Origin of the sequence: Pseudoduganella flava (assembly GCF_007830495.1) — a bacterium.
GTDB lineage: Bacteria > Pseudomonadota > Gammaproteobacteria > Burkholderiales > Burkholderiaceae_D > Rugamonas > Rugamonas flava.
This window is the reverse complement of record NZ_VLKW01000001.1, coordinates 204,299-230,025: the sequence shown is the minus strand read 5'-3', so window position 1 is coordinate 230,025 and position 25,727 is coordinate 204,299. Positions and strand designations below refer to the sequence as shown.

The 25,727-nt window shown below is 64.9% G+C and carries 22 protein-coding genes and 1 other RNA gene; 4 read left to right on the top strand and 19 right to left on the bottom strand.

What is annotated here, in order from left to right:
* Positions 1-3 precede the first annotated feature (3 nt).
* From murC to IP92_RS01010, 16 genes are all read right to left on the bottom strand, one after another.
* Positions 4-1,395 carry a UDP-N-acetylmuramate--L-alanine ligase gene (murC, locus tag IP92_RS01085; RefSeq protein ID WP_145872683.1) on the bottom strand — a complete coding sequence of 464 codons (1,392 nt, stop codon included), beginning with the start codon at positions 1,393-1,395 and terminating at the stop codon, positions 4-6.
* Positions 1,396-1,410: 15 nt separating this feature from the next.
* Positions 1,411-2,475, bottom strand: coding sequence for an undecaprenyldiphospho-muramoylpentapeptide beta-N-acetylglucosaminyltransferase (murG, locus tag IP92_RS01080; protein WP_145872682.1), 1,065 nt, complete (start codon positions 2,473-2,475; stop codon positions 1,411-1,413).
* A gap of 8 nt (positions 2,476-2,483) precedes the next feature.
* Entirely contained in the window at positions 2,484-3,695 is a 1,212-nt protein-coding gene (ftsW, locus tag IP92_RS01075) for a putative lipid II flippase FtsW (RefSeq protein ID WP_145872681.1), read from the bottom strand.
* Entirely contained in the window at positions 3,695-5,209 is a 1,515-nt protein-coding gene (gene murD / locus IP92_RS01070; protein WP_145873258.1) for a UDP-N-acetylmuramoyl-L-alanine--D-glutamate ligase, read from the bottom strand. Before murD ends, ftsW begins: the two co-directional genes overlap by 1 nt.
* A gap of 14 nt (positions 5,210-5,223) precedes the next feature.
* Complete coding sequence (mraY, locus tag IP92_RS01065) at positions 5,224-6,393, bottom strand: phospho-N-acetylmuramoyl-pentapeptide-transferase (protein WP_145872680.1); 1,170 nt, start codon at positions 6,391-6,393, stop codon at positions 5,224-5,226.
* A 2-nt stretch (positions 6,394-6,395) separates the two neighbouring features.
* Entirely contained in the window at positions 6,396-7,784 is a 1,389-nt protein-coding gene (locus tag IP92_RS01060; protein ID WP_145872679.1) for a UDP-N-acetylmuramoyl-tripeptide--D-alanyl-D-alanine ligase, read from the bottom strand.
* Complete coding sequence (locus IP92_RS01055) at positions 7,784-9,316, bottom strand: UDP-N-acetylmuramoyl-L-alanyl-D-glutamate--2,6-diaminopimelate ligase (protein ID WP_371860872.1); 1,533 nt, start codon at positions 9,314-9,316, stop codon at positions 7,784-7,786. The genes IP92_RS01060 and IP92_RS01055 overlap by 1 nt, the downstream gene beginning before the upstream one ends.
* The gene (locus tag IP92_RS01050) at positions 9,316-11,091 is read right to left on the bottom strand and encodes a peptidoglycan D,D-transpeptidase FtsI family protein (RefSeq protein ID WP_145872678.1); all 1,776 of its coding nucleotides are present in this window, start codon (positions 11,089-11,091) and stop codon (positions 9,316-9,318) included. Before IP92_RS01050 ends, IP92_RS01055 begins: the two co-directional genes overlap by 1 nt.
* Positions 11,088-11,360 (bottom strand): cell division protein FtsL, encoded by a 273-nt coding sequence (gene ftsL, locus IP92_RS01045; RefSeq protein ID WP_145872677.1) that lies wholly within the window; start codon positions 11,358-11,360, stop codon positions 11,088-11,090. The genes IP92_RS01050 and ftsL overlap by 4 nt, the downstream gene beginning before the upstream one ends.
* On the bottom strand, positions 11,357-12,319 hold the full coding sequence (rsmH, locus tag IP92_RS01040) for a 16S rRNA (cytosine(1402)-N(4))-methyltransferase RsmH (RefSeq protein ID WP_145872676.1): 963 nt from the start codon (positions 12,317-12,319) through the stop codon (positions 11,357-11,359). The genes ftsL and rsmH overlap by 4 nt, the downstream gene beginning before the upstream one ends.
* Before the next feature lie 12 nt (positions 12,320-12,331).
* Positions 12,332-12,760 carry a division/cell wall cluster transcriptional repressor MraZ gene (gene mraZ, locus IP92_RS01035; protein WP_145872675.1) on the bottom strand — a complete coding sequence of 143 codons (429 nt, stop codon included), beginning with the start codon at positions 12,758-12,760 and terminating at the stop codon, positions 12,332-12,334.
* A gap of 667 nt (positions 12,761-13,427) precedes the next feature.
* On the bottom strand, positions 13,428-14,918 hold the full coding sequence (gene glpK, locus IP92_RS01030; RefSeq protein WP_145872674.1) for a glycerol kinase GlpK: 1,491 nt from the start codon (positions 14,916-14,918) through the stop codon (positions 13,428-13,430).
* A 160-nt stretch (positions 14,919-15,078) separates the two neighbouring features.
* Positions 15,079-15,412: RNase P RNA component class A (gene rnpB, locus IP92_RS01025), an RNA gene on the bottom strand.
* 5 nt (positions 15,413-15,417) lie between these two features.
* The gene (locus IP92_RS01020; protein ID WP_145872673.1) at positions 15,418-15,855 is read right to left on the bottom strand and encodes a hypothetical protein; all 438 of its coding nucleotides are present in this window, start codon (positions 15,853-15,855) and stop codon (positions 15,418-15,420) included.
* A 26-nt stretch (positions 15,856-15,881) separates the two neighbouring features.
* Positions 15,882-16,097, bottom strand: coding sequence for a hypothetical protein (locus IP92_RS01015; protein ID WP_145872672.1), 216 nt, complete (start codon positions 16,095-16,097; stop codon positions 15,882-15,884).
* 10 nt (positions 16,098-16,107) lie between these two features.
* Complete coding sequence (locus IP92_RS01010) at positions 16,108-16,437, bottom strand: ArsR/SmtB family transcription factor (protein WP_145872671.1); 330 nt, start codon at positions 16,435-16,437, stop codon at positions 16,108-16,110.
* 128 nt (positions 16,438-16,565) lie between these two features.
* Between IP92_RS01010 and IP92_RS01005 the strand changes: the two genes are divergently transcribed.
* Positions 16,566-18,281 (top strand): thiamine pyrophosphate-binding protein, encoded by a 1,716-nt coding sequence (locus tag IP92_RS01005; RefSeq protein ID WP_145872670.1) that lies wholly within the window; start codon positions 16,566-16,568, stop codon positions 18,279-18,281.
* A gap of 50 nt (positions 18,282-18,331) precedes the next feature.
* Here IP92_RS01005 and IP92_RS01000 read toward each other — a convergent pair whose 3' ends face one another.
* The 3 genes from IP92_RS01000 to IP92_RS00990 all read right to left on the bottom strand — a co-directional run bounded on the left by IP92_RS01000 (position 18,332) and on the right by IP92_RS00990 (position 22,169).
* Complete coding sequence (locus IP92_RS01000) at positions 18,332-18,901, bottom strand: hypothetical protein (protein ID WP_145872669.1); 570 nt, start codon at positions 18,899-18,901, stop codon at positions 18,332-18,334.
* Between the two features lie 373 nt (positions 18,902-19,274).
* Positions 19,275-20,360, bottom strand: a complete 1,086-nt coding sequence (locus IP92_RS00995) for a porin (RefSeq protein ID WP_145872668.1) — start codon at positions 20,358-20,360, stop codon at positions 19,275-19,277.
* Positions 20,361-20,528: 168 nt separating this feature from the next.
* Positions 20,529-22,169 (bottom strand): methyl-accepting chemotaxis protein, encoded by a 1,641-nt coding sequence (locus IP92_RS00990; RefSeq protein ID WP_145872667.1) that lies wholly within the window; start codon positions 22,167-22,169, stop codon positions 20,529-20,531.
* A gap of 347 nt (positions 22,170-22,516) precedes the next feature.
* Between IP92_RS00990 and IP92_RS00985 the strand changes: the two genes are divergently transcribed.
* The 3 genes from IP92_RS00985 to IP92_RS00975 all read left to right on the top strand — a co-directional run bounded on the left by IP92_RS00985 (position 22,517) and on the right by IP92_RS00975 (position 25,597).
* Positions 22,517-23,491, top strand: a complete 975-nt coding sequence (locus tag IP92_RS00985; RefSeq protein ID WP_145872666.1) for a TauD/TfdA family dioxygenase — start codon at positions 22,517-22,519, stop codon at positions 23,489-23,491.
* A gap of 17 nt (positions 23,492-23,508) precedes the next feature.
* Positions 23,509-24,426, top strand: coding sequence for an AEC family transporter (locus IP92_RS00980; protein ID WP_145872665.1), 918 nt, complete (start codon positions 23,509-23,511; stop codon positions 24,424-24,426).
* A gap of 217 nt (positions 24,427-24,643) precedes the next feature.
* Positions 24,644-25,597 (top strand): MerR family transcriptional regulator, encoded by a 954-nt coding sequence (locus IP92_RS00975; protein ID WP_145872664.1) that lies wholly within the window; start codon positions 24,644-24,646, stop codon positions 25,595-25,597.
* The last annotated feature ends 130 nt before the right edge of the window (positions 25,598-25,727 follow it).

Genomic DNA, 25,727 nt, shown 5'->3' with positions numbered 1-25,727 from the left:
CCGTCATGCCTTATTAAAACTGACCAGTTTCGCGGGGACGCCGCTGATCGCGCCCGCCCCCATCGTCAGGACGACGTCGCCGTCCCGCACCAGATTCATGATCGTGTCCGGCACGTCGGCGATGTTCTCGACGAAGACCGGTTCCGTTTTGCCGCGGGCGCGGATCGCCCGCACCAGCGAGCGGCCGTCGGCGCCGACGATCGGCGCCTCGCCTGCCGCGTACACCTCGGCCAGCACCAGCAGGTCCACCTGCGACAGCACGCGGGCGAAATCGTCCAGCAGGTCGCGCGTGCGCGTGTAGCGGTGCGGCTGGAACGCCAGCACCAGGCGGCGGCCCGGATAGGCGGCGCGCGCCGCGGCCACCGTCACTTCCGTCTCCACCGGGTGGTGGCCGAAGTCGTCGACCAGCGTGAACGCTCCGCCACCGGGGATGGCCACGTCGCCATACTTCGTGAAGCGGCGGCCGACGCCTGCGAAGCCGGCCAGGCCGGCCTGCGTGGCGCTGTCGGGCACGCCGATCTCGCGGGCGATCGCAACTGCCGAGCAGGCGTTCTGCACGTTGTGCATGCCGGGCTGGTTCAACACTACGTCCAGGTCGGGGAAGCCTTCCTGCAGCACCGTGAAATGCATCTGCGTCCCGACGGCGCGCGCGTTCACGGCGCGCACTTCGGCGTCCTCCGCGAAGCCATACGTGGTCACGGGCTTCGTCACCTGCGGCAGGATGCTGCGCACGTGCGGATCGTCGATGCACAGCATCGCGCGGCCGTAGAACGGCAGCCGGTGCGTGAAGTGCACGAAAGCCTGTTTCAGCTTCTCGAAATCGTGCTCGTACGTGTCCATGTGGTCGGCATCGATGTTCGTGATCACCTCGATCATCGGCGCCAGGTTCAGGAACGATGCATCCGATTCGTCCGCCTCGGCCACCAGGTAGTCGCCGGAGCCCAGCTTGGCGTTCGCGCCGGCCGCGGTTAGGCGGCCGCCGATGACGAACGTCGGGTCCAGGCCGCCCTGGTACAGCACGGAGGCGACCAGCGACGTCGTCGTCGTCTTGCCGTGCGTGCCGGCGATCGCGATGCCGCGCTTCAGGCGCATCAATTCACCCAGCATCACGGCGCGCGGCACGATCGGGATTTTCTTCGCGCGCGCGGCAACCACTTCCGGATTGTCCTGCGCCACCGCGGTCGACGTGACGACGGCGTCGGCATTGCCGATGTGCTCCGCCGCATGGCCCTGGAACACCTTCGCGCCCATGTCGGCGAGGCGCTGCGTGACGGCATTGCTGCCCAGGTCCGAGCCGCTGACGTTGTAGCCGAGCGTGACGAGCACCTCGGCGATGCCGCTCATGCCGCTGCCGCCGATGCCGACGAAGTGTATGTTTTTGACCTTGTGTTGCATGTTGTTCGTCGCGCTCTATTTTTGTTGTGCCAATTGTTCCAGTACGTTCGCGATCGCCTCGTTGGCGTCGCGCTTGCCCACCGCGCGTGCCGCCACGGCCATGCGGCGGCATGCGTCGCGCGGCAGTTGCCGCAGCAGCGTCGCCAGGCCCTGCGGCGTGAGTTCGCTTTGCGGCTGGTGGATCGCCGCTTCCTGCTTCGCCATCCAGACGGCGTTGTCGCGCTGATGGCTCGTCGTCGATGCCACGAGCGGCACCAGCACGCTGGCCACGCCGGCGGCCGTCAATTCCGCGACCGTGATCGCGCCGGCGCGGCAGATCACCACGTCCGCCTGCGCATACGCGCCGGCCATGTCGTCGATGAAGTCGACGACGTTGGCCACCACGTTGGCCTCTCCATACGCGGCGCGCAGCGCATCGATGTTCTTCTTGCCCGACTGGTGCGTGACGATCGGGCGTTCGCCTTCCGGCAGCAGTGCCAGCGCGGCCGGCAACGCGTCGTTCAGCGCCTTCGCACCCAGGCTGCCGCCGACGACGAGCACGCGCAGCGGCCCTTCCCGGCCGGCGAAACGCTGCTCCGGCGCCGGCAGGTCCAGGATTTCCTTGCGCACCGGGTTGCCGGTGACGATTGCCTTGCCGGCCGCGTTGCCGAAGTCCGCCGGGAAGCCGAAGCACACGCGCGCGGCGAACGGCGCCAGCGTCTTGTTCGACAGCAGCAGCGCCGCATCCGCGTTCACAAGGGTCAGCGGCACGCCGGCCAGCTTCGCCATCATGCCGCCCGGGACCGTCACGTAGCCGCCCATGCCCAGCACCACGTCGGGCTTGCGTCGGCGGATGAAGCCGAAGCAGTCCGCGAACGCCTTCAGCATCTTCACGCCGCCGCTGAGCGTGTGGCCGATCCCCTTGCCGCGCATGCCGGAGAAATGGATCACGTCCATCGGCACGCCCTGCTGCGGCACGAGCTGCTGCTCCATGCCGTGCGACGTGCCGAGCCAAGTGACGTCCCAGCCGCGCGCGCGCATCGCCTGCGCGATCGCCAGGCCGGGGAAGATGTGGCCGCCGGTGCCGGCTGCCATGATCATCAGCTTCTTCACAGGCGCCCCCCGCGCATCAGCACCCGGTTCTCGTAGTCGATCCGCAGCAGGATCGCGAGGCCGATGCAGTTCACGAGCACGCCCGTGCCGCCGTAGCTCATCAGCGGCAACGTCAGGCCCTTGGTGGGCAGCAGCCCCAGGTTCACACCCATATTGATGAAAGTCTGTACGCCGATCCAGATGCCGATGCCTTTTGCCACCAGGCCGGCGAAGGTCTGGTCGATGGCGATCGCCTGGCGGCCGATGTCGAAAGCACGCTTAACGATCCAGTAGAACATCCCGATGACAACCAGCACGCCGACGAGGCCCAGTTCTTCGCCGATCACGGCCAGCAGGAAGTCTGTGTGCGCTTCCGGCAGGTAGTGCAGCTTCTCGACGCTGCCGCCCAGGCCCACGCCGAAGATCTCGCCGCGGCCGAACGCAATCAGCGAGTGCGTCAGCTGGTAAGCCTTGTTCAACGCGTTTTCCTCTTCCCACGGATTCAGGTAGGCGAAGAAGCGGTCGCGCCGGAACTTCGACAGCGCGATGATGGCGACAAAAATCGTCACCAGCATGCCGGCGATGCCGCCGAACCAGATCGCGTTGACGCCGCCGAGGAACAGGATGCCCATCGCGATGCAGACGATCACGCCGAACGCGCCCAGGTCGGGCTCCAGCAGCAACAGCATGCCGACGAAGCCGACGGCCAGCGCCATCGGCATGAAGCCCTTGGTCAGCTTGTGCATGTATTCCTGCTTGCGCACCGTGTAGTCGGCCGCGTAGAGCACGATGAACAGCTTCATCAACTCGGAAGGCTGCAGGTTGTACACCTTCAGCGACAGCCAGCGCCGGCCGCCGTTGACGACGACACCGACCCCTGGAATCAGCACGAGCACCAGCAGGAACAGCGTGCCGATAAAGACATACGGCGCCCAGCGCTGCCAGGTGGCGATCGGAATGCGGAACGCGACGAGCGCCACGACACCGGAGATCGCGATGAACGTCGCCTGGCGCGTCAGGAAGTACGTGTTCTTGTACGCTGCGAACTTCGGCGAATCGGGCAGCGCGATCGACGCCGAATACACCATCACCATCCCCAGCAGCAGCAACAGGATCACGACCCACAGCAACGGCTGGTCGTACTCCATCATCCGCGACTGGCGCGCGCGGATGTCGATCGGCGTCACCGATCCGGCACCGGCGAACTTGAATGGCAGCTGGAAGGCCATCAGATCTCCTGCCCCGCGTCGAGCGCGATGTCGCGCACGGTGTCGATGAACACCTGGGCGCGCTGCGCGTAGTTCTTGAACATGTCCAGGCTCGCGCACGCGGGCGACAGCAGCACCGCGTCACCGCCATGCGCCAGCGCGGCGGCGCGCTTCGTCGCCTCCTGCAGCGTGGCGAAATCCTCCAGCCTGACAGCGGTGCCTTCCAGCGCCGTGCGGATCGCCGGCGCATCGCGGCCGATCAGCACCACGGCGCGCACGTAGCGCGACACGGGACCGGCCAGCGGATCGAATTCCTGGCCCTTGCCGTCACCGCCGGCGATCAGCACGATCTTTTGCTGCTCTCCGGTGAAGCTGGTACCCAGGCCGTCGATGGCGGCCACGGTGGCGCCCACATTGGTGCCCTTGCTGTCGTCGTAGAAATCGACGCCGTTGATCGACGCGACCAGTTCCACGCGGTGCGGCTGGCCCTTGTACTCGCGCAGGCCGTGCAGCAGCGGTGCGAACGGCAGGCCGATCGCGCGGCACAGTGCCAGCGCGGCCAGTGCATTGGTCGCGTTGTGCGTGCCGCGGATCTGCAGCGCATCGGCCGGCATCAGCTTCTTCACGTACGTCTCGACGGGTGGCGCCGGTTCGTTCTTGCGGCGCTTTTTCACGGGTTCGGCATCGTCCGTCGGCTCGGCCGTCGCCAGCCAGTGAATGCCCCGTTCGTTGACGAGGCCGAAGCTGTGCGGCGCTTCCGGTTCGTCGGTGCCGAACGTGACGTTGTCGCCGGTCGGATTGGCCATCCGCATCACGTAGCTGTCGGCGCGATTGAGCACGCGCACCGTGTCCGGGCCGAAGATGCGGGCCTTGTCGTCCGCATACGCCTGCATCGTGCCGTGCCAGTCGAGGTGATCCTGCGTGACGTTCAGCACCGTCGCCGCATCGGCTTTCAGCGAGTACGTCGTGTGCAGCTGGAAGCTGGACAGTTCCAGCACCCACGCCTGCGGCAGCGAGTGTTCCAACTGAGCGTTCTCCATCGCCTCGCGCAGCACGTCCAGTGCCGCCGGGCTGATGTTGCCGGCCACCTTGACGGAGAGGCCGGCGCGTTCGCACAGCTGGCCCGTCAACGTCGTCACCGTGGTCTTGCCGTTCGTGCCCGTGATCGCAATGATCTTCGGCGCATACGCGCGGTCGGTCTTCAGCCAGTCCAGCGCCTGCGCGAACAGCTCGATTTCTCCCCATACCGGGATGTTGGCGGCTTGTGCGGCAGGCAGGAGCTCGGCCAGTTCGCGGTTCGGCGCGAGGCCCGGGCTGACGGCAACGAAGTCGACACCGTCCAGCAGCGCGGCGTTGAACGGCCCGGAAATGAACTGCGTGCCCGGCAGCGTCTCGCGCAGCACGGGCAGGCGATCGGGCACGCCGCGCGTATCGGCGACGCGCAGCAGCGCGCCGCAGCGGGCGAGCCACTGCGCCATCGCCAGGCCCGATTCACCGAGGCCCAGTACCAGCGCGATTTTGCCGTTGTAGATCATCCGCAATTTACCTTCTAGCGCAGCTTCAACGTGGACAGGCCGAGCAGCACGAGCATCATCGTGATGATCCAGAAGCGGACGACGACTTGCGTCTCCTTCCAGCCCTTCTGTTCAAAATGATGATGCAGCGGTGCCATCAGGAACACGCGGCGGCCCTGGCCGTAGCGCTTCTTCGTGTACTTGAACCAGCCCACCTGGATGATCACGGATACCGTCTCGGCGACGAAGATGCCGCCCATGATGAACAGCACGATCTCCTGGCGCACGATGACGGCGATGGTGCCGAGCGCGCCGCCCAGCGCCAGCGCACCGACGTCGCCCATGAACACTTGCGCGGGGTGCGTGTTATACCAGAGGAAGGCGAGGCCCGCGCCGGCCATCGCGCCGACGAAGATGATCAACTCGCCGGCGCCGGGAATGTGCGGGATGAACAGGTATTTCGAGTACGTGGCGCTGCCGGTCAGGTAGGCGAACAGGCCGAGCGCCGAGCCGACCATCACGGTCGGCATGATCGCCAGGCCATCCAGGCCGTCGGTGAAGTTCACCGCGTTCGACGAGCCGACGATCACGCAATAGGTCAGCGCGATGAAGCCCCACACGCCCAGCGGATAGCTGATCGTCTTGAAGAACGGTACGATCAGGTCGGCCTTCGGCGGCAGGTCCAGCGAGAAGCCCGACTGCACCCACGCGAAGAACAGCTTGAACACTTCGGCCGGCGTCGGCGCCGACACGGAAAATGCCAGGTACAGCGCGGCGGCCACGCCGACCAGCGACTGCCAGAAGTATTTTTCCGCCGAGCGCATGCCTTCCGGGTCCTGGCGCACGACCTTGCGGTAGTCGTCGACCCAGCCGACAAGGCCGAAGCCGATCGTCACGACCATCACGGGCCAGATCAGGCGGTTCGACCAGTCGCACCACAGCAGGGTGGACACGCCGATCGCGATCAGGATCAGCACACCGCCCATCGTCGGCGTGCCATGCTTTTTCAGGTGCGTCTGCGGACCGTCGGTACGGACGGCCTGGCCGTACTTCATCGCGGTCAGCTTGCGGATCACGGCCGGGCCGGCGATCAGGCCGATCAGCAGCGCCGTGATCGTTGCGAACACGGCGCGGAAAGTGATGAAGTTAAAGACGCGAAATGCGCCGATATCGTCCTGCAGATACTGTGCGAGCCAGAGCAGCATGATCAGTGTGATTCCTTGTTAGCTTGTTGCGATCCAATCAAATGCTGCACGACCCGCTCCATCTTCATGAAACGGGAGCCCTTGATCAATACCGTGGTGTCCGGCGTCACTGCCGCGTCGACTGCCGCGAGCAATGCGTCGAACTGTTCGAAATGGCGTGCATGGCCAACCATGTGCTTGGCCAGTTCGCCCGTGACGAGCACCTGGTCGATGCCCTTCTGCGCCGCGTAAGCGGCAATCTCTTCGTGGAATTCGCGGCCCTGCGTGCCGACTTCGCCCATGTCGCCCAGCACGAGCACGCGCGGCGTCGGCGCATTGGCCAGCACGTCGATCGCGGCGCGCACCGAGTCGGGGTTCGCGTTGTACGTGTCGTCGATGACGACGGCGCCGTTCTGCGCCTGCTTTTTCTGCAGGCGGCCGCTGACGGGCGCGAAGTTGTCGAACCCTTCCTTGATCTTTTCCAGCGTGATGCCGGCCGCGTAGGTGCAGGCGATCGCCGCCAGCGCATTGCGCACATTGTGCTCGCCGGCCGCTTGCAGGCCCACGTAGCACTGCGCCAGCTGGCCGTCTTCCTGCTTGATCGACACGAACACCTGGTTGCCGAATTCGGACGGGCGGAACGTGCAGCTGACATCCGCTTCCTTCGTCAGCCCGAACGTCAGCGTGCGGCGGTTGCCGGCCAGCTCGCGCCAGATCGGCGTAAACTCGTCATGTTCCGGGAACACGGCGACGCCGTCCGCCGGCAGCGCGGCCAGCACGGAGCCGTTCTCGCGCGCGACCGCTTCCACGGTATGCATGAATTCCTGGTGCTCGCGCTGCGCGTTGTTCACCAGCGCGATCGTCGGCGCCGCGATGGCGGCCAGCCGGCCGATCTCGCCCGGGTGGTTCATGCCCAGTTCGACGACGGCCGACGAGTGATGCGGGGCCAGGCGGAACAACGTCAGCGGCACGCCGATCTCGTTGTTCAGGTTACCGCGCGTCGCCAGCCGGTCTTCGTCGCCGTGCGCGGCCGCCAGGATCGCGGCGATCATTTCCTTCACCGTCGTCTTGCCGTTGCTGCCGGTGACGGCGATGACGGGCAGGTCGAACTGGTTCCGCCACCAGTGGGCGATCTGTCCGAGCGCCACGAGCGTATCCGGTACGACGATCGCGGAAGGTGAGCCAGATGCGTTCCAGCCGTCCGGCAGCTTCTCGACGACGACGGCACCGGCCTTTGCCGCCACCTGCGGCAGGAAGTCGTGGGCGTCGTACACCTCGCCGCGCAGCGCGACGAACAGCGCGCCGGGCGCGACGGTACGGCTGTCGGTCGAGATGCCATCGAAGGCGATGGGCTCGCCTACGAGGTGCGCGCCGTCGAGCGCGCCCAGGATCTGGTCCAGCGTTGCGCGCATCAGTTCGGCCTCATCATCGTCAGTCGGGCGGTCAGTGCCAGTTGGGCGTGGTCGGCGTCGGAGAACGGCAGTTTCTTGCCCTTGATCTCCTGGTACGGTTCATGGCCCTTGCCGGCCACGAGGATCACATCGTTCTTGCCCGCGTGCTTGATGGCGGACAGGATCGCCGCGGCACGATCCTCGATCGCCTGCGCCGGCCGCGCCGGGTCCATGCCGGCGACGATCTGCGCGATGATCGCGTCCGGGTCTTCGCTGCGCGGATTGTCGCTGGTGACGATCACCTGGTCGGCGGCCTGCGCGATGCGGCCCATCTGCGGGCGCTTGCCCGGATCGCGATCGCCGCCACAGCCGAACACGCACCACAGCGCGCCGCCACGGTCGGTGGCGACGGGGCGCAGCGCTTCGAGCGTTTTTTCCAGCGCGTCGGGCGTGTGCGCGTAATCGATGACGACCATCGGCGCATCGTTGCCGCCGACGAGCTGCATGCGGCCCGGCGCCGGCGTCAACGCCTCGATGGCATCGACGGCCGCGCGCAGCGGCATGCCCTTCGCCAGCAGCGCGCCCAGCACGCCCAGCGCATTGCTGACGTTGAACGCACCGACGAGCTGCGTCTTCACCTGCGCGCTGCCGTACGGCGAATCGAGGTGGAACTCGGTGCCGGCGCTGCGGCTCTTGATCTGGCTGGCGCGCAGCAGCGCGACGCCCGGCAGGTCGGCATGGTTCTGCAACGTGTAGCCGATCACTTGCGCGCCCTGCACCTGGGCGGCGATGCGGCGGCCCGCCGCGTCGTCGAGGTTGATGACGGCCGTCTTCAGGCCCGGCCACGCGAACAGCTTGCGCTTGGCTTCTTCATAGGCTTCCATCGAGCCGTGGAAGTCGAGGTGGTCGCGCGTCAGGTTCGTGAACAGCGCCACGTCGAAATGCATGCCCGACACGCGGCCCTGCTCCAGGCCGATGGACGACACTTCGATCGCCAGCGCGCGGGCGCCCGCGGCGCGGCACTCGTCCAGCGTACGGGCCAGCAGCACCTGGTCCGGCGTCGTGTAGCCGGTCGGCGTGAATTCCGGTTCGGCGCGCCCGTGGAACAAGCCGACGCCCAAGGTACCGATGACGGCAGCCGTCTCGCCGGCGCGCGCCATCGCGTGGCCCAGCCACACGGCCGACGACGTCTTGCCGTTCGTGCCCGTGATACCGACGGTGAACATGCCGGCATCCGGCATGCCGTACGCGGCGTGGGCAATCGGGCCGGCCACTTGTTTCAGGTCCGGCACCGCCAGGCTGGCGACCTGCCATTCCGGCTTGAACGTGAAGCCGGCCGGGTCGTACACAATGGCCGCCGCGCCCTGCTCGATCGCCGCTTCGATGTAGTTGCGGCCGTCGCCGGCGTCGCCCGCGCTGCCGTTCGGATAGGCGAAGAACACGTCGCCCGGCTTGATGCGGCGCGAGTCCGAGGCCAGCTGCCCGTTGGGCGCGGCCGACTTGATCCAGTGTCCGAATTGGTTGATATCGTCGTTGTTATTCATGCGGTTCATTACATGGCCTCCGGTCCGGTGTCCGTCGGCACCACGATTTCCGTCACCGTGGAATCGGGAGGCACGTTCAATGCACGCAGCGCGTTCTCTGCGACTTTGGCAAATGTGGGAGCGGCCACCTGGCCGCCGTAGTGGCCGCCCTGGGTCGGCTCGTCGATCATCACGGCGATGATGAAGCGCGGCGCCGACAGCGGCACGATGCCGACGAACGAGCCCACGTACTTGCGCGGGATCGCGTAACGGCCGTTCTCCACCTTGTAGGCGGTGCCCGTCTTGCCGCCGACGCGGTAGCCCGGGATCTGGGCCTGCTTCGCCGTGCCGTCCTTGCCGGAGACGACCATCTCCAGCATCTCGCGCATCGCGCGCGCGGTCTCGGGCTTGATGATCCGCTGGCCCTGGGGCAGCTCGCTGGTCTTTTCGAACGTCAGTGGGATCGTGTCGCCGTCGCGGGCAAACATCATGTAGGCGCGCGCCAGCTGGATCAGCGACACGGAGATGCCGTTCCCGTAGCTCATCGTGGCCTGCTCGATCGGCCGCCACGATTTATAGGGTCGCACGCGGCCTGCCACGGCGCCGGGGAAGCCCCACTTCGGCTGCTGGCCGAAGCCGACCTTGGTGAACATCTCCCACATGTCCTGCGCAGGCATCGACAGCGCGATCTTCGACGTGCCGATATTGGACGACATCTCGACGATCTGCTGCACGCTGATCACGCCGTGCGCATGGGTGTCGGAGATCGTGCGGTCGAGGATCGTGTAGCGGCCGTTGCCCGTGTCGATCGTCGAGTGGGGCGTCACCTTGCCCTTGTCCAGCGCCAGCGCGACGGTCACGGGTTTCAGCGTGGAGCCGGGCTCGAACGAGTCCGTCATCACGCGGTTGCGCAGTTGCGCGCCGGTCAGGTTGCGGCGGTCGTTCGGGTCGTAGCTGGGGTAGTTCGCCAGCGCCAGCACTTCGCCCGTGTGCACGTCCAGCACGACAGCGGCGCCGGCCTTGGCCTTGAACTTCTCGACGGCGCCCTTCAGCTGCGTGAACGCGATGTACTGGATCTTCGAATCGACGGACAGCACAAGGTCCTTGCCGTCGTGCGGCTCGTGCTTGGCGCCGATGTCCTCGACGATGTGGCCGAGACGGTCCTTGATCACGCGGCGCGAGCCGGGCACGCCGACCAGCGTCTTCTGGTGCGCCAGCTCCATCGATTCCTGGCCCACGTCCTCGACGTTGGTGAAGCCGACGACGTGCGTCATCACCTCGCCCTGCGGGTAGAAGCGCTTGTATTCCTTGCGGGTGTCGATGCCTTCGATGTTCAGCTTGGCGATCTTGTCGGCGATGTCCTGCTCGACCTGCCGCTTCAGGTAGACGAAGTTGCGGTCCGAATCGAGCTTCTTGCGCAGGTCGGCCTCGCTCATGTCCAGGAGGCTGGCCAGCGCGCGCAGCTTCTCCGGCGGCGCCTGCAGCACGTCGTCCGGGATCGCCCAGATGGCCTTGACGGGGATCGACGAGGCCAGCACCTGGCCGTTGCGGTCCATGATCTTGCCGCGCGTGGCGGGCAGTTCGATCGTGCGGGCGTAGCGGATCTCGCCCTGCTTCTGCAGGAATTGCGTGGACAGCCCTTGCAGCCACAGCGCCCGCACGGCCAGCGCGGCAAACGCCGCGAACAGCACGAACAGCACCACGCGCGAACGCCACGTGGGCAGGCGCACGGCCAGCACGGGGCTCTTCGAGAACGACACGCCTTTCGAGGCGGCCACGCGGGCGTTGGCGGAGGAGCGGCTCATTGCTCACCCTCCGTCAGGTATTGGGTGCGCGCCGGCGTCAGCTGGGTCATGCCCAGGTCGCGGTGCGCGATTTCTTCGATACGGGCATGCTTGCCCAGCGTCGACTGGTCCAGCTGCAGCTGGGCCCATTCGATGTCGAGCTGGCGCGCCTGCGACTGCGCCCGTTCCAGTTCGATGAACAGGTGGCGCGCCTGGTATTGCGCATTGACGAGCGACAGCGCGCACCCGACCAGCAGCACGGTCAGCACGGCGTTGATCTTGCCGCTCATTGGCCACCTCCTGCCGGCAGGCGCATCGCCACGCGCAGCACGGCCGAGCGGGCGCGCGGGTTTTCATCCACTTCGCGCGCGGACGGCTTGATCTTCGCCAGCAGCTTCATCTGCGGCTGCGGCAGGTCGGCCGCGCGGATCGGCAGGCGCCGGTCCGGCTGCGGCACATTGGCCCGCTCGGCGAAGAAGCGCTTGACGATCCGGTCTTCCAGCGAGTGGAAGCTGATCACGGCCATGATGGCGCCCGGCGCCAGCGCGTCGTAAGCCTGTTTCAGACCTGCTTCGAGGTCTTCAAGCTCTTGATTGATGAAAATCCGGATAGCCTGAAAGGTGCGAGTGGCCGGATCCTTGCCCTTCTCCCGGGTTTTGACCGCGCCTGCCACGATGCCGGCAAGCTGTCGTGTGCCTGAAATTGGCTCGATTGCCCGGCGAGCAACAATCGCCTTTGCAATCTGAAAAGCAAACCGTTCTTCCCCATAATCCCTGATCACCTTTTCAAGAGTCTGTTCCGATTCCGTGGCCAGCCATTCGGCCGCGGAGATGCCGCGCGTCGTGTCCATCCGCATGTCCAGCGGACCGTCGTTCTTGAAGGAAAAGCCCCGTGCGGCATCGTCCACCTGCGGCGACGAGATGCCCAGGTCGAGCAGGACGCCGTCGACGTGCGCAACGCCACGCTCGGCCAGCGCCTCGGACATCGTCGCGAAGCTGTCGTGCACGATCGTGAAACGGGGGTCGGCGATCTGCTCGGCGGTAGCGATCGCCTGCGGATCCTTGTCGAACGCAATGAGGCGGCCGGCCTGCCCCAGGCGGGACAGCAGCAGGCGGCTGTGGCCGCCACGGCCGAAGGTGCCGTCGACATACGTGCCGTCGGCCCGCGCGCCCGTGATGGCAAGCGCGTCGATCGCTTCGTCTAGCAGCACCGTACGATGCTGGAATGATGGCACCGCTGTGTTCGTCATGTGGCGGGCCCTTCAGAAGGAGAAATCGGACAGCGTGTCCGGCATGCCGGCGTCGATCGTCGCCTGCTCGTTCTCGGCGCGCTTGACCGGATCCCAGATTTCGAAATGGGTCAGCATGCCGGACAGCACGACCTCGCGGCCCAGACCCACGGTCTCGCGCAATTCGGGCGAGACCAGGATGCGGCCGGCGCTGTCCATTTCGACGTCGCAGGCATTGCCCAGCAGGATGCGCTGCCAGCCGCGGGCGGACATCGGCCAGCCCATGATCTGGTCGCGCTTGCCTTCCCACACGGGGCGCGGGTACATCAGCAGGCAGCCGTCCGGGTGCTTTGTCAGCGTGAGGCGTCCTTCGCACTGAATCATCAGTGCGTCACGATGCTTGGCCGGGATGGACATCCTGCCTTTCGCATCGAGAGTGATCGCGGACGCGCCCTGGAACACGGCTGTACTTTCTCTTCAGAACCTTAGGTTTGGAAATCTGTTGTGACGTTTGCGCGGCGCCGATTCCGCCCCAACTTCCCACAAAACTACACTTTTTCACACAGATGCCCACTTTAGAGTAAGGAAAGATAGTGGTCAAGCGATTTCCGGCTGGCAAAAGTCGATTTTTACTAATGAAATTAAGGACTTAGGAGCGATCCTTGAAGCAAGCTCAAGTCAGAAAACGCTGAGAAATCAGGGACCTAGGCAATTTATTGAATGTGCTACCTCATCTACACCGCAGCACAAACCCGTGCCAAGTAGCAAAAAATAAAATGAAGACGAAAGGATAAGATTGCTGAACGACAACGTCTTCGTCGCGACGCCGCAACGGTTCCGGCCGTTGCAAATACTTACAAAAATTACACATATTTGGCATTGCACGGCTGAGCTGATGCGTGTCAGGGGCGTAGTGAATACTAGCGTGGGAGTGGGAGAACTTTTACGTAAAAGCAAGAGAATAACCGCTGGGATAACGGTGGAAATTCCTGCGGGAAATAGCTTGTATAGACAACTTGGGAGAAGTAGCGGGTGGGAAGCGCGCGATTATACGCGGAACGCGGTGGGCACGAAGAAAACGGACACAAGCGGTGTGCAGGCGAAGTGATTGCTCAGTTTGCGCCTGCCGTTACAGCGGCGCTTCCCAGGATTTGGCCCGCTCGACGGCCCGGCTCCAGCGCGCCAGCAGCTCGGCGCGCCGGCCTTCTGGCATCGCGGGCTCGAAGCGCCGTTCGCATTGCCACTGCGCGGCAATCTCCTCTTCCGACGCCCAGAAGCGCACGGCCAGGCCAGCCAGGTAGGCGGCACCAAGGGCCGTCGTCTCCGTCACGCGCGGGCGCAGCACGGGCACGCCCAGCAAGTCCGCCTGGAACTGCATCAGCAGGTCGTTGCGGGCCGCACCGCCATCGGCGCGCACCTCGACGACGGGCTGCGCCGCGTCGCGCTGCATGGCGCCCAGCAGCTCCGCGCTCTGGTAAGCGATCGCTTCCACGGCCGCCCGCGCGATGTGGGCGGCGGTGCTGCCGCGCGTCAGGCCGACGATGGTGCCGCGGGCATAGGGGTCCCAATGCGGTGCGCCGAGCCCGACGAAGGCCGGCACCAGCATCACGCCACCGCTGTCCGGCACGGAGGCGGCCAGCGGCTCGACGTCGCTGGACGCCTTGATGATGCCCAGCCCATCGCGCAGCCACTGCACGGTGGCGCCGCCCATGAACACGCTGCCCTCGAGCAGGTAGCACTCGCCCGTGTGGACGCGCCAGCCGACCGTCGACAACAGCCGCTGATGCGATACGGCGGGCTGGGCACCCGCATGCATCAGCATGAAACAGCCGGTGCCATAGGTGTTCTTGACCATGCCGGCACGATGACAGGCCTGGCCGAACGTGGCGGCCTGCTGGTCGCCGGCGATGCCTGCGACTGGGATCGGCGCGCCGAACAGGTCGGCATGGGTGGCGCCGATCTCGCCGCTGGACGACACGACATCGGGCAGCAATGCATCGGGAATGCGGAACAGCGCGAGCAGGTCGGCGTCCCAGCGCATCAGGTGGATGTTGAACAGCATCGTGCGGGACGCATTGCTGACGTCCGTCACGTGCGCGCCGCACAGCCGGTAAGCGAGCCAGCTGTCGACTGTGCCGAAACACAGTTCGCCCCGCTCGGCCCGTTCGCGCGCACCCGGCACGTGATCGAGCAGCCAGGCCAGCTTGGTGGCGGAAAAATAGGCGTCCAGTTCCAGGCCGGTACGCTCGCGAATGAAGTCGGCATGGCCGGCGGCGCGCAGCGCATCGCAGTGGTCGGCCGTGCGGCGATCTTGCCAGACAATGGCGGGCGCGACGGGGCGGCCGGTTGCACGCTCCCACAGGACTGTCGTCTCACGTTGGTTGGCGATGCCGATCGCCCGCACCTGCTCGGGGCGCACGTGCGCATCGCGCAGCACGGCCTGGGCGACGGCCAGCTGGCTGGACCAGATGTCGTCGGCGTCGTGCTCGACCCAGCCGGGCTGGGGGAAATGCTGGGGAAATTCCTGCGCAACGCAGTGCGCGACGTGCCCGTCGTGGTCGAACAGGATGGCGCGGGAACTGGTCGTGCCCTGGTCCAGTGCCAGGATGTAGTGTTTCATCAGTGTCCTGAATTGCTAGTTCGTTGCAATAAATTTCACGAAATCGGTTCGAAAGCCGAGGCACTGCCTCGGCGCGGAAAAATACCGGGCAACGCCCGGGTATTTTCAACGCAGTATCGGAGCGATTATCGTCGAATCTGCAATTCAGGACACTGGAATAAGTTGAAGCAAGCCGATAGGCCGGATTCTGTTACGGCGCCGGCAAGCCGGCGCTATGACAGCCATTCCTCTAGGCGACGGATTACTCCGCCGCTCAAGCTTTCTACCCGCACGCTCCGCGAGCAACATCATCGCGTGCCTATTTGAAATTGCACCAGGTGGAGGTTACCGCGTTTCACCGTAACTTAATACGCTCGTCTCTGTGGCCCTATTCCTCGCCTTATACCCGAAGGCTTTCAGCGGACGGCCGTTAACCGTCACCCCGCTCTGTGGAGTCCGGACCTTCCTCCCGCCAACGCATTGCTGCGCCGGCCAGCGGCTGTCTGGCTTGCTTCCGGCGCTATTGTACCGCATCCGCCGCGGCGATCCGCGACGCCCTGCCCCAGCGATCGCCCGGCGCGCGCAGATAGTGCTCGTAGAGGTAGCGCCACGGCAGCGCCAGCGGCACGATGATGCCGACCATGCAGGCAAACGCGGTTTCCGCCGTGTCGCCGGCCAACGTGCCCGCGCGCCACTGCGGCAGGGCGATGACGAGCAGCCACAGGGCCTTCCACCCCAGCTCCCACAGCAGCACCGGCAGCATGCGGATCGGGTAGCGGATCCCGAGGAAGCACAGCAGGCCGAACGTGACCAGCATGCATTGGACGACGCCCTCCATCAGCTCCCACTGGCCGTGGTAACGCAGGATCTTCGGGCCGATCTGCGCGACCAGCGTGGCGCCGATCAGCAGGTACACGGCCCGCAACACGTACAGCCGGAACAACGAAACTTCCGTCATGGCGCTACTCCTTCAAGGATGGCAATTCAATCGACTTGCCGCAGGATCCGTTCGATGGCGGCGATGCGTTCGCGCAGCTCGACCAGCGACGCGTCGATCGATGCCAGCGTGCGCGCCGACTCGCCGTCCGCACGGGCCCGGTACTTCGCCTGGGCAATGGCGCTGAAGGCGCGGATGCCGAAGACCAGCAGCACGGCGGCAAGCACCATGAAGATCGTGAACAGGAATACGTGTTCGGACATTGGAAAACCTCTATGGTTCGGGGTTGGTCAGGCTGGCCGCGGCGGCCGCGATCGCGGCCGGGTCCAGCGTCACGTGGAACGGGTTCACTTCGAAGAAATTGAGCGCCTTGCCGTCGGCGGACAATTCCAGCTGACTGCGCACCAGGCCGGCATCCTCCAGCTTGGCCAGGTGCAGGTGCAGCAGTGGGCGGCTGATGCCCAACTCGCGGGCCAGCTGGCTGACGTAGTTGCGGCCACCGGCGGCCAGCGCCGCAACGATCCGCAGGCGGTGCGGATTGTCGAGCGCCGCCAGCATGGCCAGCAGCCGGTCGCCGTCGCTGCGTTTGGTTTTCACTGTCATGTGTAAACATTATCTGACATGTGACAGCACGTCAACAACAACCGTAAAACGGAAAAGCGTGTCGTTATTTCAAAAGCCGGCGACCGGGCCGCGCTCTAGAATGCGCCATCCCATTACAAGAGGTTCCCATGACGTCCGCAGCCCCTTCGCATGCACCCCGCTCCGGCGGCCAGATCCTGGTCGATGCCCTGCAAATCCACGGTGTCGACACCGCGTTCGGCGTGCCCGGCGAAAGCTATCTGGACGTGCTGGACGCGCTGCACGAATCGGGCATCCGCTTCGTCATCAACCGCCAGGAAGGGGGCGCCGCGTTCATGGCCGATGCGTACGGCAAGATGACGGGCAAGCCCGGCATCTGCTTCGTCACGCGCGGTCCCGGCGCCACCAACGCATCGATCGGCGTGCACACGGCTTACCAGGATTCCACGCCGATGATCCTGTTCATCGGCCAGGTGGGCGGCGACTTCATGGACCGCGAGGCCTTCCAGGAAGTGGACTACCGGCGCATGTACGGCCAGATGGCCAAGTGGGTGGCGCAGATCGACCGCGCCGAACGCATCCCCGAATACATCGCGCGGGCATTCCAGGTCGCGACCAGCGGCCGCCAGGGCCCCGTCGTGCTGGCGCTGCCGGAGGACATGCTGGTGGCCAAGGCCGCCGTCGCGGATACGCGCCACTACCAACCGGTGCAGGCATCGCCCGCGCAGGCGCAGATCGATGCGCTGCGCTCCCTGCTGGCAGGCGCACAGCGCCCGCTGGTGCTGCTGGGCGGCAGCGGCTGGACGGAGCGGGCGTGCGCCGACATCGCCCGCTTCGCCGAGGCGAACCACCTGCCGGTCGCGTGCGCGTTCCGCTTCCAGGACCTGATGGACAACGACCATCCGCATTACGTGGGCGACGTCGGCATCGGCATCAACCCGAAGCTGGCCGCGCGCGTGCGCGATGCGGACGTGCTGATCGCGATCGGCCCGCGCCTGGGCGAAATGACGACGAGCGGCTATTCGATCATCGACGCGCCGGTGCCGCGCCAGCGCCTCGTGCACATCCACGCCAGCATGGAGGAACTGGGCAGCGTCTACCAGGCCGAGTTGATGATCGCGAGCGGCATGCCGCAAGCGGCCGCGATGCTGGCGGCGATGGCGCCCGTCGATGCGTCGGCATGGCGGGACAGCGTCGCGCAGGCGAAGGAAGAGCTGCAGGCGTGGCAGCGCGTGCCGGCCATCTTCCAGGACGGTACCGCGCCGCTGAACCTGTGGCAGGTGGTACGCGACATCGACGCGCTGGCGCCGCACGACGTGATCATCACGAACGGCGCCGGCAACTACGCCACGTGGGCGCACCGCTTCCACCGCTACGGCGGCATGCGCACGCAGCTGGCGCCGACCAGCGGCGCGATGGGCTACAGCGTGCCGGCCGGCGTGGCGGCAAAGATCGTCGACCCGGCGCGCACCGTCATCACGTTTGCCGGCGACGGCGAGTTCATGATGAACGGCCAGGAGCTGGCGACCGCCGTGCAGTATGGCGCGGGCGTCATCCTCATCGTGTTCAACAACCGCATGTTCGGCACGATCCGGATGCACCAGGAACGCGAGTATCCGGGGCGCGTGTCCGGCACGACGCTGGAGAACCCGGACTTCGCCGCGCTGGCGCGCGCCTATGGCGGCCACGGCGTGGTGGTGGAAGAGACGGCACAGTTCGCCCCGGCGCTGCGCGACGCGCTGGCGTTCACGCGCGAGCAGAACCTGCCGGCCGTCATCGAACTGCGCTACGACGGCAACCTGATCACGCCGGGCGCGACGCTGGAGACGATCCGCGCGACCGCGCAGGCACAGAAGGCCGGCTGACCGGCCCGCCTTCAGCTCAGCTTGCAGCTCAGCCCGGGTTCAGCCCGGGTTCAGCCCTGTGATGGCGGGGCGGGTTCCCACTTCGGCGCTTCCGGCTTGTCCTGCGGCGATTCGGCTGGCGCCTTTTTCGGCGCGGGGCAGGCGCGGCAAGTCTTTGCCTTGCGACCGAAGTCACGCACCTTCGCCAGCGTCATCGGCAGCGACTGGTCTTCGCAATAGCCGCCGTCGAGCGTCAGCGTCTCGCCATCCCGCGAGAACTTGCCGCTGATGGTGCGCTCCGGCTCATCCGGCGGCTGCACGGTGAAGTACATCATCGCGCCGCGCGGATCGATATTGACGTCGCTCGCGACGAGCGGCCACGACAGCCCTCCCGCCGTGTACTCGTAGATCACCGTATCAACCTCGGCAAACCGCTGCACGGTAATGCGCTGGCCGCCGAACTCGCCGCTATCCTGCACGCACAGATCGGAATACACGACCATGCCATAGCGCGGCAGGCCGGCCTTCCCGCCATCCGCCTTCTTCGCCTTGCCCGGCGCGGCAACGGCAGCCGCAATGGCGGCGCAAGCGACCAATACGGAAAGAGCGAGGGAAAAAGCGACGCGATTTGTTGTTCTCATTGGACGGCCGGCAAAACGATGGAGCCGCCATTCTACCGCTGTCGGCCCCACGCAACAGCGTGACGCAAAAACAACAGGGGACTGTCCCTCGTTTTGAGAAATATTTCCAAAATCGAGGGACAGTCCCTCCCACCGCGGCTGTACGCCCTTCCCTCTGACGGGCAGGCGAAACTTATCCCGACGGCAAGTTATTCGGTTGTTTTACAACAGGGGACTGTCCCTCGTTTTGGGAAATGTTTCCTGAATTGAGGGACAGTCCCCGATTTTTGGAAATGTTTCTGAAATTCGGGGTCTGACCCCGATTTTAGGAGATATTGCGGGCGAAAAAAAACCGGCCGCGAGGGCCGGTTTGGATGCTGCACTAAGCGTTGGCTTAGAAGGAGTGACGCACGCCCACGTTGAACGCGGAGTCGCCGGTACCGGCTTCGGTGTTGCCACCGACCGTGTACGAAGCGCCGTTCTTGTTGGTGATCTTCGCGTACGAGATGTAGCCCGTCGTGCGCTTCGAGATGTCGTGCATGTAGCCCAGGGCCCACTGGTGCGCGTCGCGGTTCGCGATTTCCTTGTCGTCCACGCGCATGTAGGAAGCGATGATCTTGCCGGTCTTGCCAGCCACCGGAACCTGCACGCCAGCCAGCCAGTCGCGGCTGTCTTGCGATGCCGGCACGGCCGTGGTCGTGTAGGCGGTCGAGTTCGCGTAGGCGATGCTGTTCAGGCCCTTGTTCTGGCCGTACATGAAGTACGCTTTGGCGACGTTGAAGTCGTAGTTCACAGCCAGCAGGCTGTTACGGCCGATGCCACGCTCGATGGTCGGAGCCAGGCCGGTCGCGGTGTCGTTGTTGCGGTTGTTGTAAGCGATACGTGCGTTCAGGCCGCCGTTCGTGTACGACACTGCTGCGCCCAGCTGACGGCCAGCGGACGATTCAGCTTGCTCGCCGAAGCCGTAGAAGAACTCGCCGGAGAAGCCCGAGAACACCGGGGTCTGGTACACGACGGAGTTGCTGTTACGCAGGTTGATGCCGTTCGCCGGGAACAGGTTCTTTGCCGAGCCAGCCAGACCAGCCTGGAACGGGTCGCCCACTTGCGCCAGGGCGTTGTACCACGGGGTGTACTGACGGCCAACCGTCAACGTGCCGGCGGTGTTCGAACGCAGGCCGACGAAAGCCTGGCGGTTGAACAGCTGGTTGTTGGAGTTGTCCAGCGCGCCATCGTCAACGCGGTAGCCGGTTTCCAGGGTGAAGATTGCGGACAGGCCGCCACCCAGGTCTTCCGTGCCACGGAAGCCGATGCGGGATGCGTTGGCGACGCCGGAGGACAGCTTGGTCACGTTGCCGGCTTTACCGCCGCGCTCGCTGACGATGCCAGCGTCCACGATGCCGTAAATCGTTACATTCGACTGTGCAAAAGCGGCGCTGCTCATTGCGCCCAAAACTGCAACGGAGATTAGAGTTTTTTTCATTACATTTCCTTCAGTTGTGTTGCATGTAAAAAAGTAAAGCAACGGCTAATTCGGTCTTGCGGTGCCGTGAGCCGGGTACATACGCCGGCCCCGGACCGCTTATTGTGAGGGCAAACCCCGATTTGCCACTGTGCCACCCGCCCTGGATAAGTTGCGGGCAGCGTTCACTTATTGTCGCGGCCGATTCAATCGCGCCGTCTTCGTATCAGTGCGCTGGGCACTGGAGGCGGCACTATACTGATGGTTTGGCATTCCATCAAGTGTAAAAATACTCACCAGCTGGGCCAGACTTGCGGCCTGATCCTGCATGCTGTGCGATGCGGCGGTCGCTTCTTCCACCAGCGCCGCGTTCTGCTGCGTGACCGCGTCCATCTGGGCAATCGCTTCGTTCACCTGCACGATGCCGGCACTTTGTTGCTGGCCCGCAACAGTAATCTCTCCCATGATGTCCGTCACGCGGCGCACGCTGACCACCACTTCTTCCATCGTGCTGCCGGCCTGGTTCACCAGCTTCGTCCCTGATTCGACCTGGTCGACCGAGTCGCTGATCAGCTCCTTGATCTCGCGGGCCGCCGCGGCGGAGCGCTGTGCCAGGTTGCGCACTTCGGACGCCACCACCGCGAAACCGCGGCCCTGCTCACCGGCGCGGGCCGCCTCGACGGCCGCGTTCAGCGCCAGGATGTTGGTCTGGAAGGCGATGCCGTCGATCACACCCGTGATGTCCGAGATCTTCTTCGCCGACTCGTTGATCGAACCCATCTTCTCGACCACCTGCGACACCACCTGGCCGCCCTGCTCCGCGATCGCCGACGCGTTCACGGCCAGTTCGTTGGCCTGGCGCGCGCTGTCGGAGTTGTGGCGCACCGTGGAGGTCAGTTCCTCCATCGACGCTGCCGTTTCTTCCAGCGAGCTGGCCTGCGCTTCGGTGCGCGACGACAGGTCCATATTGCCGGCAACGACCTGCTGCGACGCGCTGGCGATCGTGTCGGTGGCATGACGCACCTGGCCGACGATGTTGGACAGGCTGTCGCGCATCGACTTCATCGCGAACATCAGGCTGCTCTTGTCGCCCGGACGGGTCCGTACATCCACGTTCAGCTCGCCTGCGGCGATTTTGCCGGCCAGCTTCACCGCGTATTCCGGTTCACCGCCCAGCGTATTGACCAGCCAGCGGGTGATCAGCACGGCGCCCAGCGCACCCAGGATCACCGAGCATACCAGCAGGCCCAGGATCCATGCGCGCGAGGAATTGTATACCTGATCACCGAATTTTGCTGCGTCGTTGCCACCTTCGCCATAATACTTGACCAATTTGTCCACCTGACCGCGCAAAGCGACGATCAATTTGTTGGATTCGCCACGAATCAGCTGCTTGGCCAGCGCGTCGTCGTCGGCGCGCACGGCGGCGCGCAGTTTCGCGTCCTCGGCCATGTAGCGATCCCACAACGACAGGAATTCGTCGTACAAGGCCTGCTCTTCCGGCGTCTTGATCAGCTTCACGTACTCGTCCTGCATCTTTTTCAGGTCGACGAGGTCGTTCGCAATCACCTTGTCATATTTATCCAGTTCGGATACCTGCTCCGAGATGATGTACTGCAGCTCACGGGTACGGACACGGGCGATCTGCGACTTGATGTCCTGGATGACGCGCATTGCCGGCATCCAGCGGCTCGACAGATCGGTTGCCGTCGCGTTCACTTTGGCGAGCTGATTGATGGAGAACAGGCCGACGATGACCGTCAGCACGAGAACCGCCGCAAAGGCCAGTCCTAGTTTGGTGGAGAGCTTGAGCTCGGATAGCCACTTCATGAAATTCCCTTGTATTGTCAAAATATCAGGCATATTGCCGTGTGGCAAAATTCTATCGCATCGCAGCAGATCGTGCAGGGTTCCATATCGCAAGCTTCAACGACGTCATCAAATCTGTCGTTTTTCTGCCTGAGCAAACCGTCATCAATGTCAATTCTGACGGTATTGCAGAGTGACCAACATCTCCCATTGCTGTAGGGCTACATCGCTGAAAATTTCAAACCTGAAACGAATTCATTTGCGCAAACGCTTGATGCATTGCACAAATTTCAGCTTGAACAAACTCCCGGGCTCGCTCACAATGCAATCATTATTGCCGCATGGCAATTTAGTCCCCAGGAGCCCTCATGTTTTCGTCCATTGAACAAAACGGCAACATTGCTGTAGTGCAGACCAACTTTTCGTGGGGCGACGACCTCGCCCGCATCATCGGCATCGTCGAAGGGCACTTCGACGACTTCAACGGCAACGGTTTCTATCCGCATCCGGACGAGGAAGCACTGCAGCGCGAACTGCTGCAAGTGCCGACGCTGCGCAACTTCGCGGCCCATATCGCCGAGCGCAAGGCGCGCGGCCTGGCGATCACCGGCCTGGGCCTGGCCGGCCTGTCCGAAGCGGACCGCAATGCGGTGCTGTACGCGATCGCGCTGACGCAAGGCTTCCCGACGTCGACCGACCAGCGCACGAAGCGCGTGGCGTGGGACGTGCGGGCGCGGGCGCGCACCGACTCGAAGTTCGTCACGTTCTCGGAGCGTACGGGCAATGCCGACATGCATACTGACTCCTCGTTCTATCCGATGCCGGAAGAGCAGTTCCTGCTGTACGTGGTCGCGTCCGCGCGCTGCAACGGCGGCGAATCGCTGCTGATCGACGTCGAGGACATCGTAGCCGAGCTGAACAAGACGGAAGAAGGCCGCGCCGCGTACGCATTGCTGCGCGAGGCGCAAGTGCCGTTCCGTGTGCCGTCGGTCTATGCGGCCCAGGACGAGCAGATCGAACTATTCTACGCCCCTGTTTTCCATGGAGACGGCCTGGCGATGCGCTGGCGCTACGATTCGATTGAAAAAGGGCTTGCGGCGCGCCCGGATCTGGCCACGCCTGAACTCGTTGGCGCGCTGCGCCTGCTCAACGACATCATCGAACAACGGGCACCGCGCTTCGTGCGCCAGCTGCCGGACGACACGCTGCTGTGGGCCGACAACCACCGCACGCTGCACGGCCGCGCCACGTACACGGACCCGGGCCGCCACCTGATCCGTATCCGCATCTCCAGCACGCCGAACGCGCGGCGCGTGGGGCCGTCCGGGATTTCCGCCGACTGATCGATTAGTATTGCGCCATGCTCGCTTCCATCATTCCTGTTTTCCTGATCATCCTGCTTGGCGTGGCCATCCGCCGTTACGGCTGGATGCCGGCCGACTTTTTCCCGTCGATCGAGAAGTTCGCGTACAACATCGCGTTCCCGGCGATGCTGTTCGCGGGCACGGCCCGGCTGTCGTTTCACGGCAGCCAGGTCGGCGAGCTGGCGCTGGCCACGTTGGTGCCGACCTTCGTCGTCGTCGTACTGACGCTGGGCTCGCTGCTGCTGTTGCCCACGCTGCCGGGCGCCAGCCGCTCGTCTGTGATGCAGGGCGCGATGCGGCCGAACACGTATTTCGGCCTGGCCGTCGCCGCCCTGTTCTTCGAAGCGAAGACGGCGTCGCTGGTGATGCTGGCGCTGGCGCTGTGCCTGCCGGTCGTCAATGCGCTGTCCGTCGTGGCGCTGGCCTGGTGGAGCGGCAGCAAGCCGAACTTCGTCACGGTCGCCAGGACGCTGGCGAAAAACCCCATTATCCAGTCGACACTGGCCGGTGTCGTCGTGAGCCTGGCCGGCATCCCACTGCCGAAAGAGCTGATGAATACGCTCGACATCCTCGGCAAGGCGGCAACGGCGCTGGGCCTGCTGTGCGTCGGCGGCGGCCTCGTGTTCACGATGGAAGGCGCGCGCCCCGCCGCGCTGACGGTCACGTCGGTGCTGAAGCTGCTCGTGATGCCGCTGTTGGCCGCCCAGGTCTGCCTGCTGCTGCACGTGTCGCCGCAGGTCGCGCTGGCCGCCTGTTTCTATTGCGCGCTGCCGACCGCGCCAAACGCCTATATCATGGCAAAGCAGCTTGGTGGCGATGCCCGGTTGATGGCGTCGCTGATCACGCTGCAGACCTTGCTGGCGGTCGTCACGGTCCCGCTGAGCCGGCAATTCATGCCGTGGCTCGGCGCCTGAACATACCTTCCAGTAAATATTTTTTTGCGTTATTTGTCCAAGACATGTAACCCACGATAACGTGAAAAAAATGAATCCTTTCCACTGGCTTGCCCGTGTCATGGACAAGTCACACTCCAGGGGGGCGGCACTTCCGGCGCGTTAGCGGCAAGGCAATTTTCCCGTTCCAAAAGGCATGTAGAATGCTGCACGCCCAATGCAGGAGTACCTCGCGCAGATGAACAATCCTATCCTTCCGACGGCCATTCCGTGCACGATCAGCGACGTCGAGCGCGACACCGGCGTGGCCAAGGAGACTCTGCGCGTATGGGAGCGGCGCTATGCCTTCCCGAAGCCGGAACGCGACCCGTTCGGCGAACGGCTGTACCCCGTGGAACAGGTACACAAGCTGCGCCTCGTCAAGCGCCTGATCGACCTGGGCTTCCGGCCCGGCAAGGTGATCGGTTACACCACGCAGGAATTGCAGGCACTGGCGGAAAAGACGGCCACCGGCAACCGCCCGCGGGCGCGCGGCACGGCCGCCGACATGCAACCCTATCTCGACCTGTGCCGCAGCCACCAGAGCGACGCGCTGCGCCGCCGGCTGTCGCAGGCGCTGCTCGTGATGAGGCTGCGCAACTTCGTCATCGACCTGATGTCCCCGCTGACCACGTCGGTCGGCGACGCCTGGGCCTGCGGCGACTTCGGCGTCTGGGAAGAGCATCTGTTTACCGAAACGCTGCAGATGGTCATGCGCAGCGCGATCTTTTCCGTGCCGGCCGCCAATCCGCTGTCCAGCGCGCCGCGCCCGCGCATCCTGCTGACGACGACGCCGCAGGAAAAGCATGGCCTGGGCCTCTTGATGTCGGAAGCGCTGATGGTCGCCGACGGCGCCAGCTGCATCTCGCTGGGCGTGCAGACGCCGCTGCCGGACATCGTCGACGCGGCCCGTGCGCTGCAGGTGGACATTGTCGCGCTGTCGTTCTCGACGGCGATGAACACCCGCCACGTGATCGATGCGCTGAAGGAGCTGCGGGCGCGGCTGCCGGAAGCCGTCGATATCTGGGCCGGCGGCGGCAACGCCGCGCTGCGCCGCCGCGCACCGGGCTTCGTGCAGGTGCTTACGCTGCAGGACATCGCCGGCGCGCTGGCCGACTGGCGCCTGCGCGCCCGGCAGCATTATTCAGCCTGAATTCAGCCTGAACTTCCGCGCCGGAAGGGTTGTGAGCCGTTTGGCAAGGCGCGCGCGGCCGCTCTGGTAGAATACCCGGCGCAACAACCTTACATCGCGTGTTTTCCGGCCCGTGAGCGGCCGCCAGCCT

Coding starts and splice junctions, on each gene's coding strand:
- murC (WP_145872683.1), bottom strand. CDS start 1,395: ATGCAACACAAGGTCAAAAACATACACTTCGTCGGCATCGGCGGCAGC.
- murG (WP_145872682.1), bottom strand. CDS start 2,475: ATGATCATGGCAGCCGGCACCGGCGGCCACATCTTCCCCGGCCTGGCG.
- ftsW (WP_145872681.1), bottom strand. CDS start 3,695: ATGGCCTTCCAGCTGCCATTCAAGTTCGCCGGTGCCGGATCGGTGACG.
- murD (WP_145873258.1), bottom strand. CDS start 5,209: ATGATCTACAACGGCAAAATCGCGCTGGTACTGGGCCTCGGTGAATCG.
- mraY (WP_145872680.1), bottom strand. CDS start 6,393: ATGCTGCTCTGGCTCGCACAGTATCTGCAGGACGATATCGGCGCATTT.
- IP92_RS01060 (WP_145872679.1), bottom strand. CDS start 7,784: ATGCGCGCAACGCTGGACCAGATCCTGGGCGCGCTCGACGGCGCGCAC.
- IP92_RS01055 (WP_371860872.1), bottom strand. CDS start 9,316: ATGAACCGCATGAATAACAACGACGATATCAACCAATTCGGACACTGG.
- IP92_RS01050 (WP_145872678.1), bottom strand. CDS start 11,091: ATGAGCCGCTCCTCCGCCAACGCCCGCGTGGCCGCCTCGAAAGGCGTG.
- ftsL (WP_145872677.1), bottom strand. CDS start 11,360: ATGAGCGGCAAGATCAACGCCGTGCTGACCGTGCTGCTGGTCGGGTGC.
- rsmH (WP_145872676.1), bottom strand. CDS start 12,319: ATGACGAACACAGCGGTGCCATCATTCCAGCATCGTACGGTGCTGCTA.
- glpK (WP_145872674.1), bottom strand. CDS start 14,918: ATGAAACACTACATCCTGGCACTGGACCAGGGCACGACCAGTTCCCGC.
- IP92_RS01020 (WP_145872673.1), bottom strand. CDS start 15,855: ATGACGGAAGTTTCGTTGTTCCGGCTGTACGTGTTGCGGGCCGTGTAC.
- IP92_RS01015 (WP_145872672.1), bottom strand. CDS start 16,097: ATGTCCGAACACGTATTCCTGTTCACGATCTTCATGGTGCTTGCCGCC.
- IP92_RS01010 (WP_145872671.1), bottom strand. CDS start 16,437: ATGACAGTGAAAACCAAACGCAGCGACGGCGACCGGCTGCTGGCCATG.
- IP92_RS01005 (WP_145872670.1), top strand. CDS start 16,566: ATGACGTCCGCAGCCCCTTCGCATGCACCCCGCTCCGGCGGCCAGATC.
- IP92_RS01000 (WP_145872669.1), bottom strand. CDS start 18,901: ATGAGAACAACAAATCGCGTCGCTTTTTCCCTCGCTCTTTCCGTATTG.
- IP92_RS00995 (WP_145872668.1), bottom strand. CDS start 20,360: ATGAAAAAAACTCTAATCTCCGTTGCAGTTTTGGGCGCAATGAGCAGC.
- IP92_RS00990 (WP_145872667.1), bottom strand. CDS start 22,169: ATGAAGTGGCTATCCGAGCTCAAGCTCTCCACCAAACTAGGACTGGCC.
- IP92_RS00985 (WP_145872666.1), top strand. CDS start 22,517: ATGTTTTCGTCCATTGAACAAAACGGCAACATTGCTGTAGTGCAGACC.
- IP92_RS00980 (WP_145872665.1), top strand. CDS start 23,509: ATGCTCGCTTCCATCATTCCTGTTTTCCTGATCATCCTGCTTGGCGTG.
- IP92_RS00975 (WP_145872664.1), top strand. CDS start 24,644: ATGAACAATCCTATCCTTCCGACGGCCATTCCGTGCACGATCAGCGAC.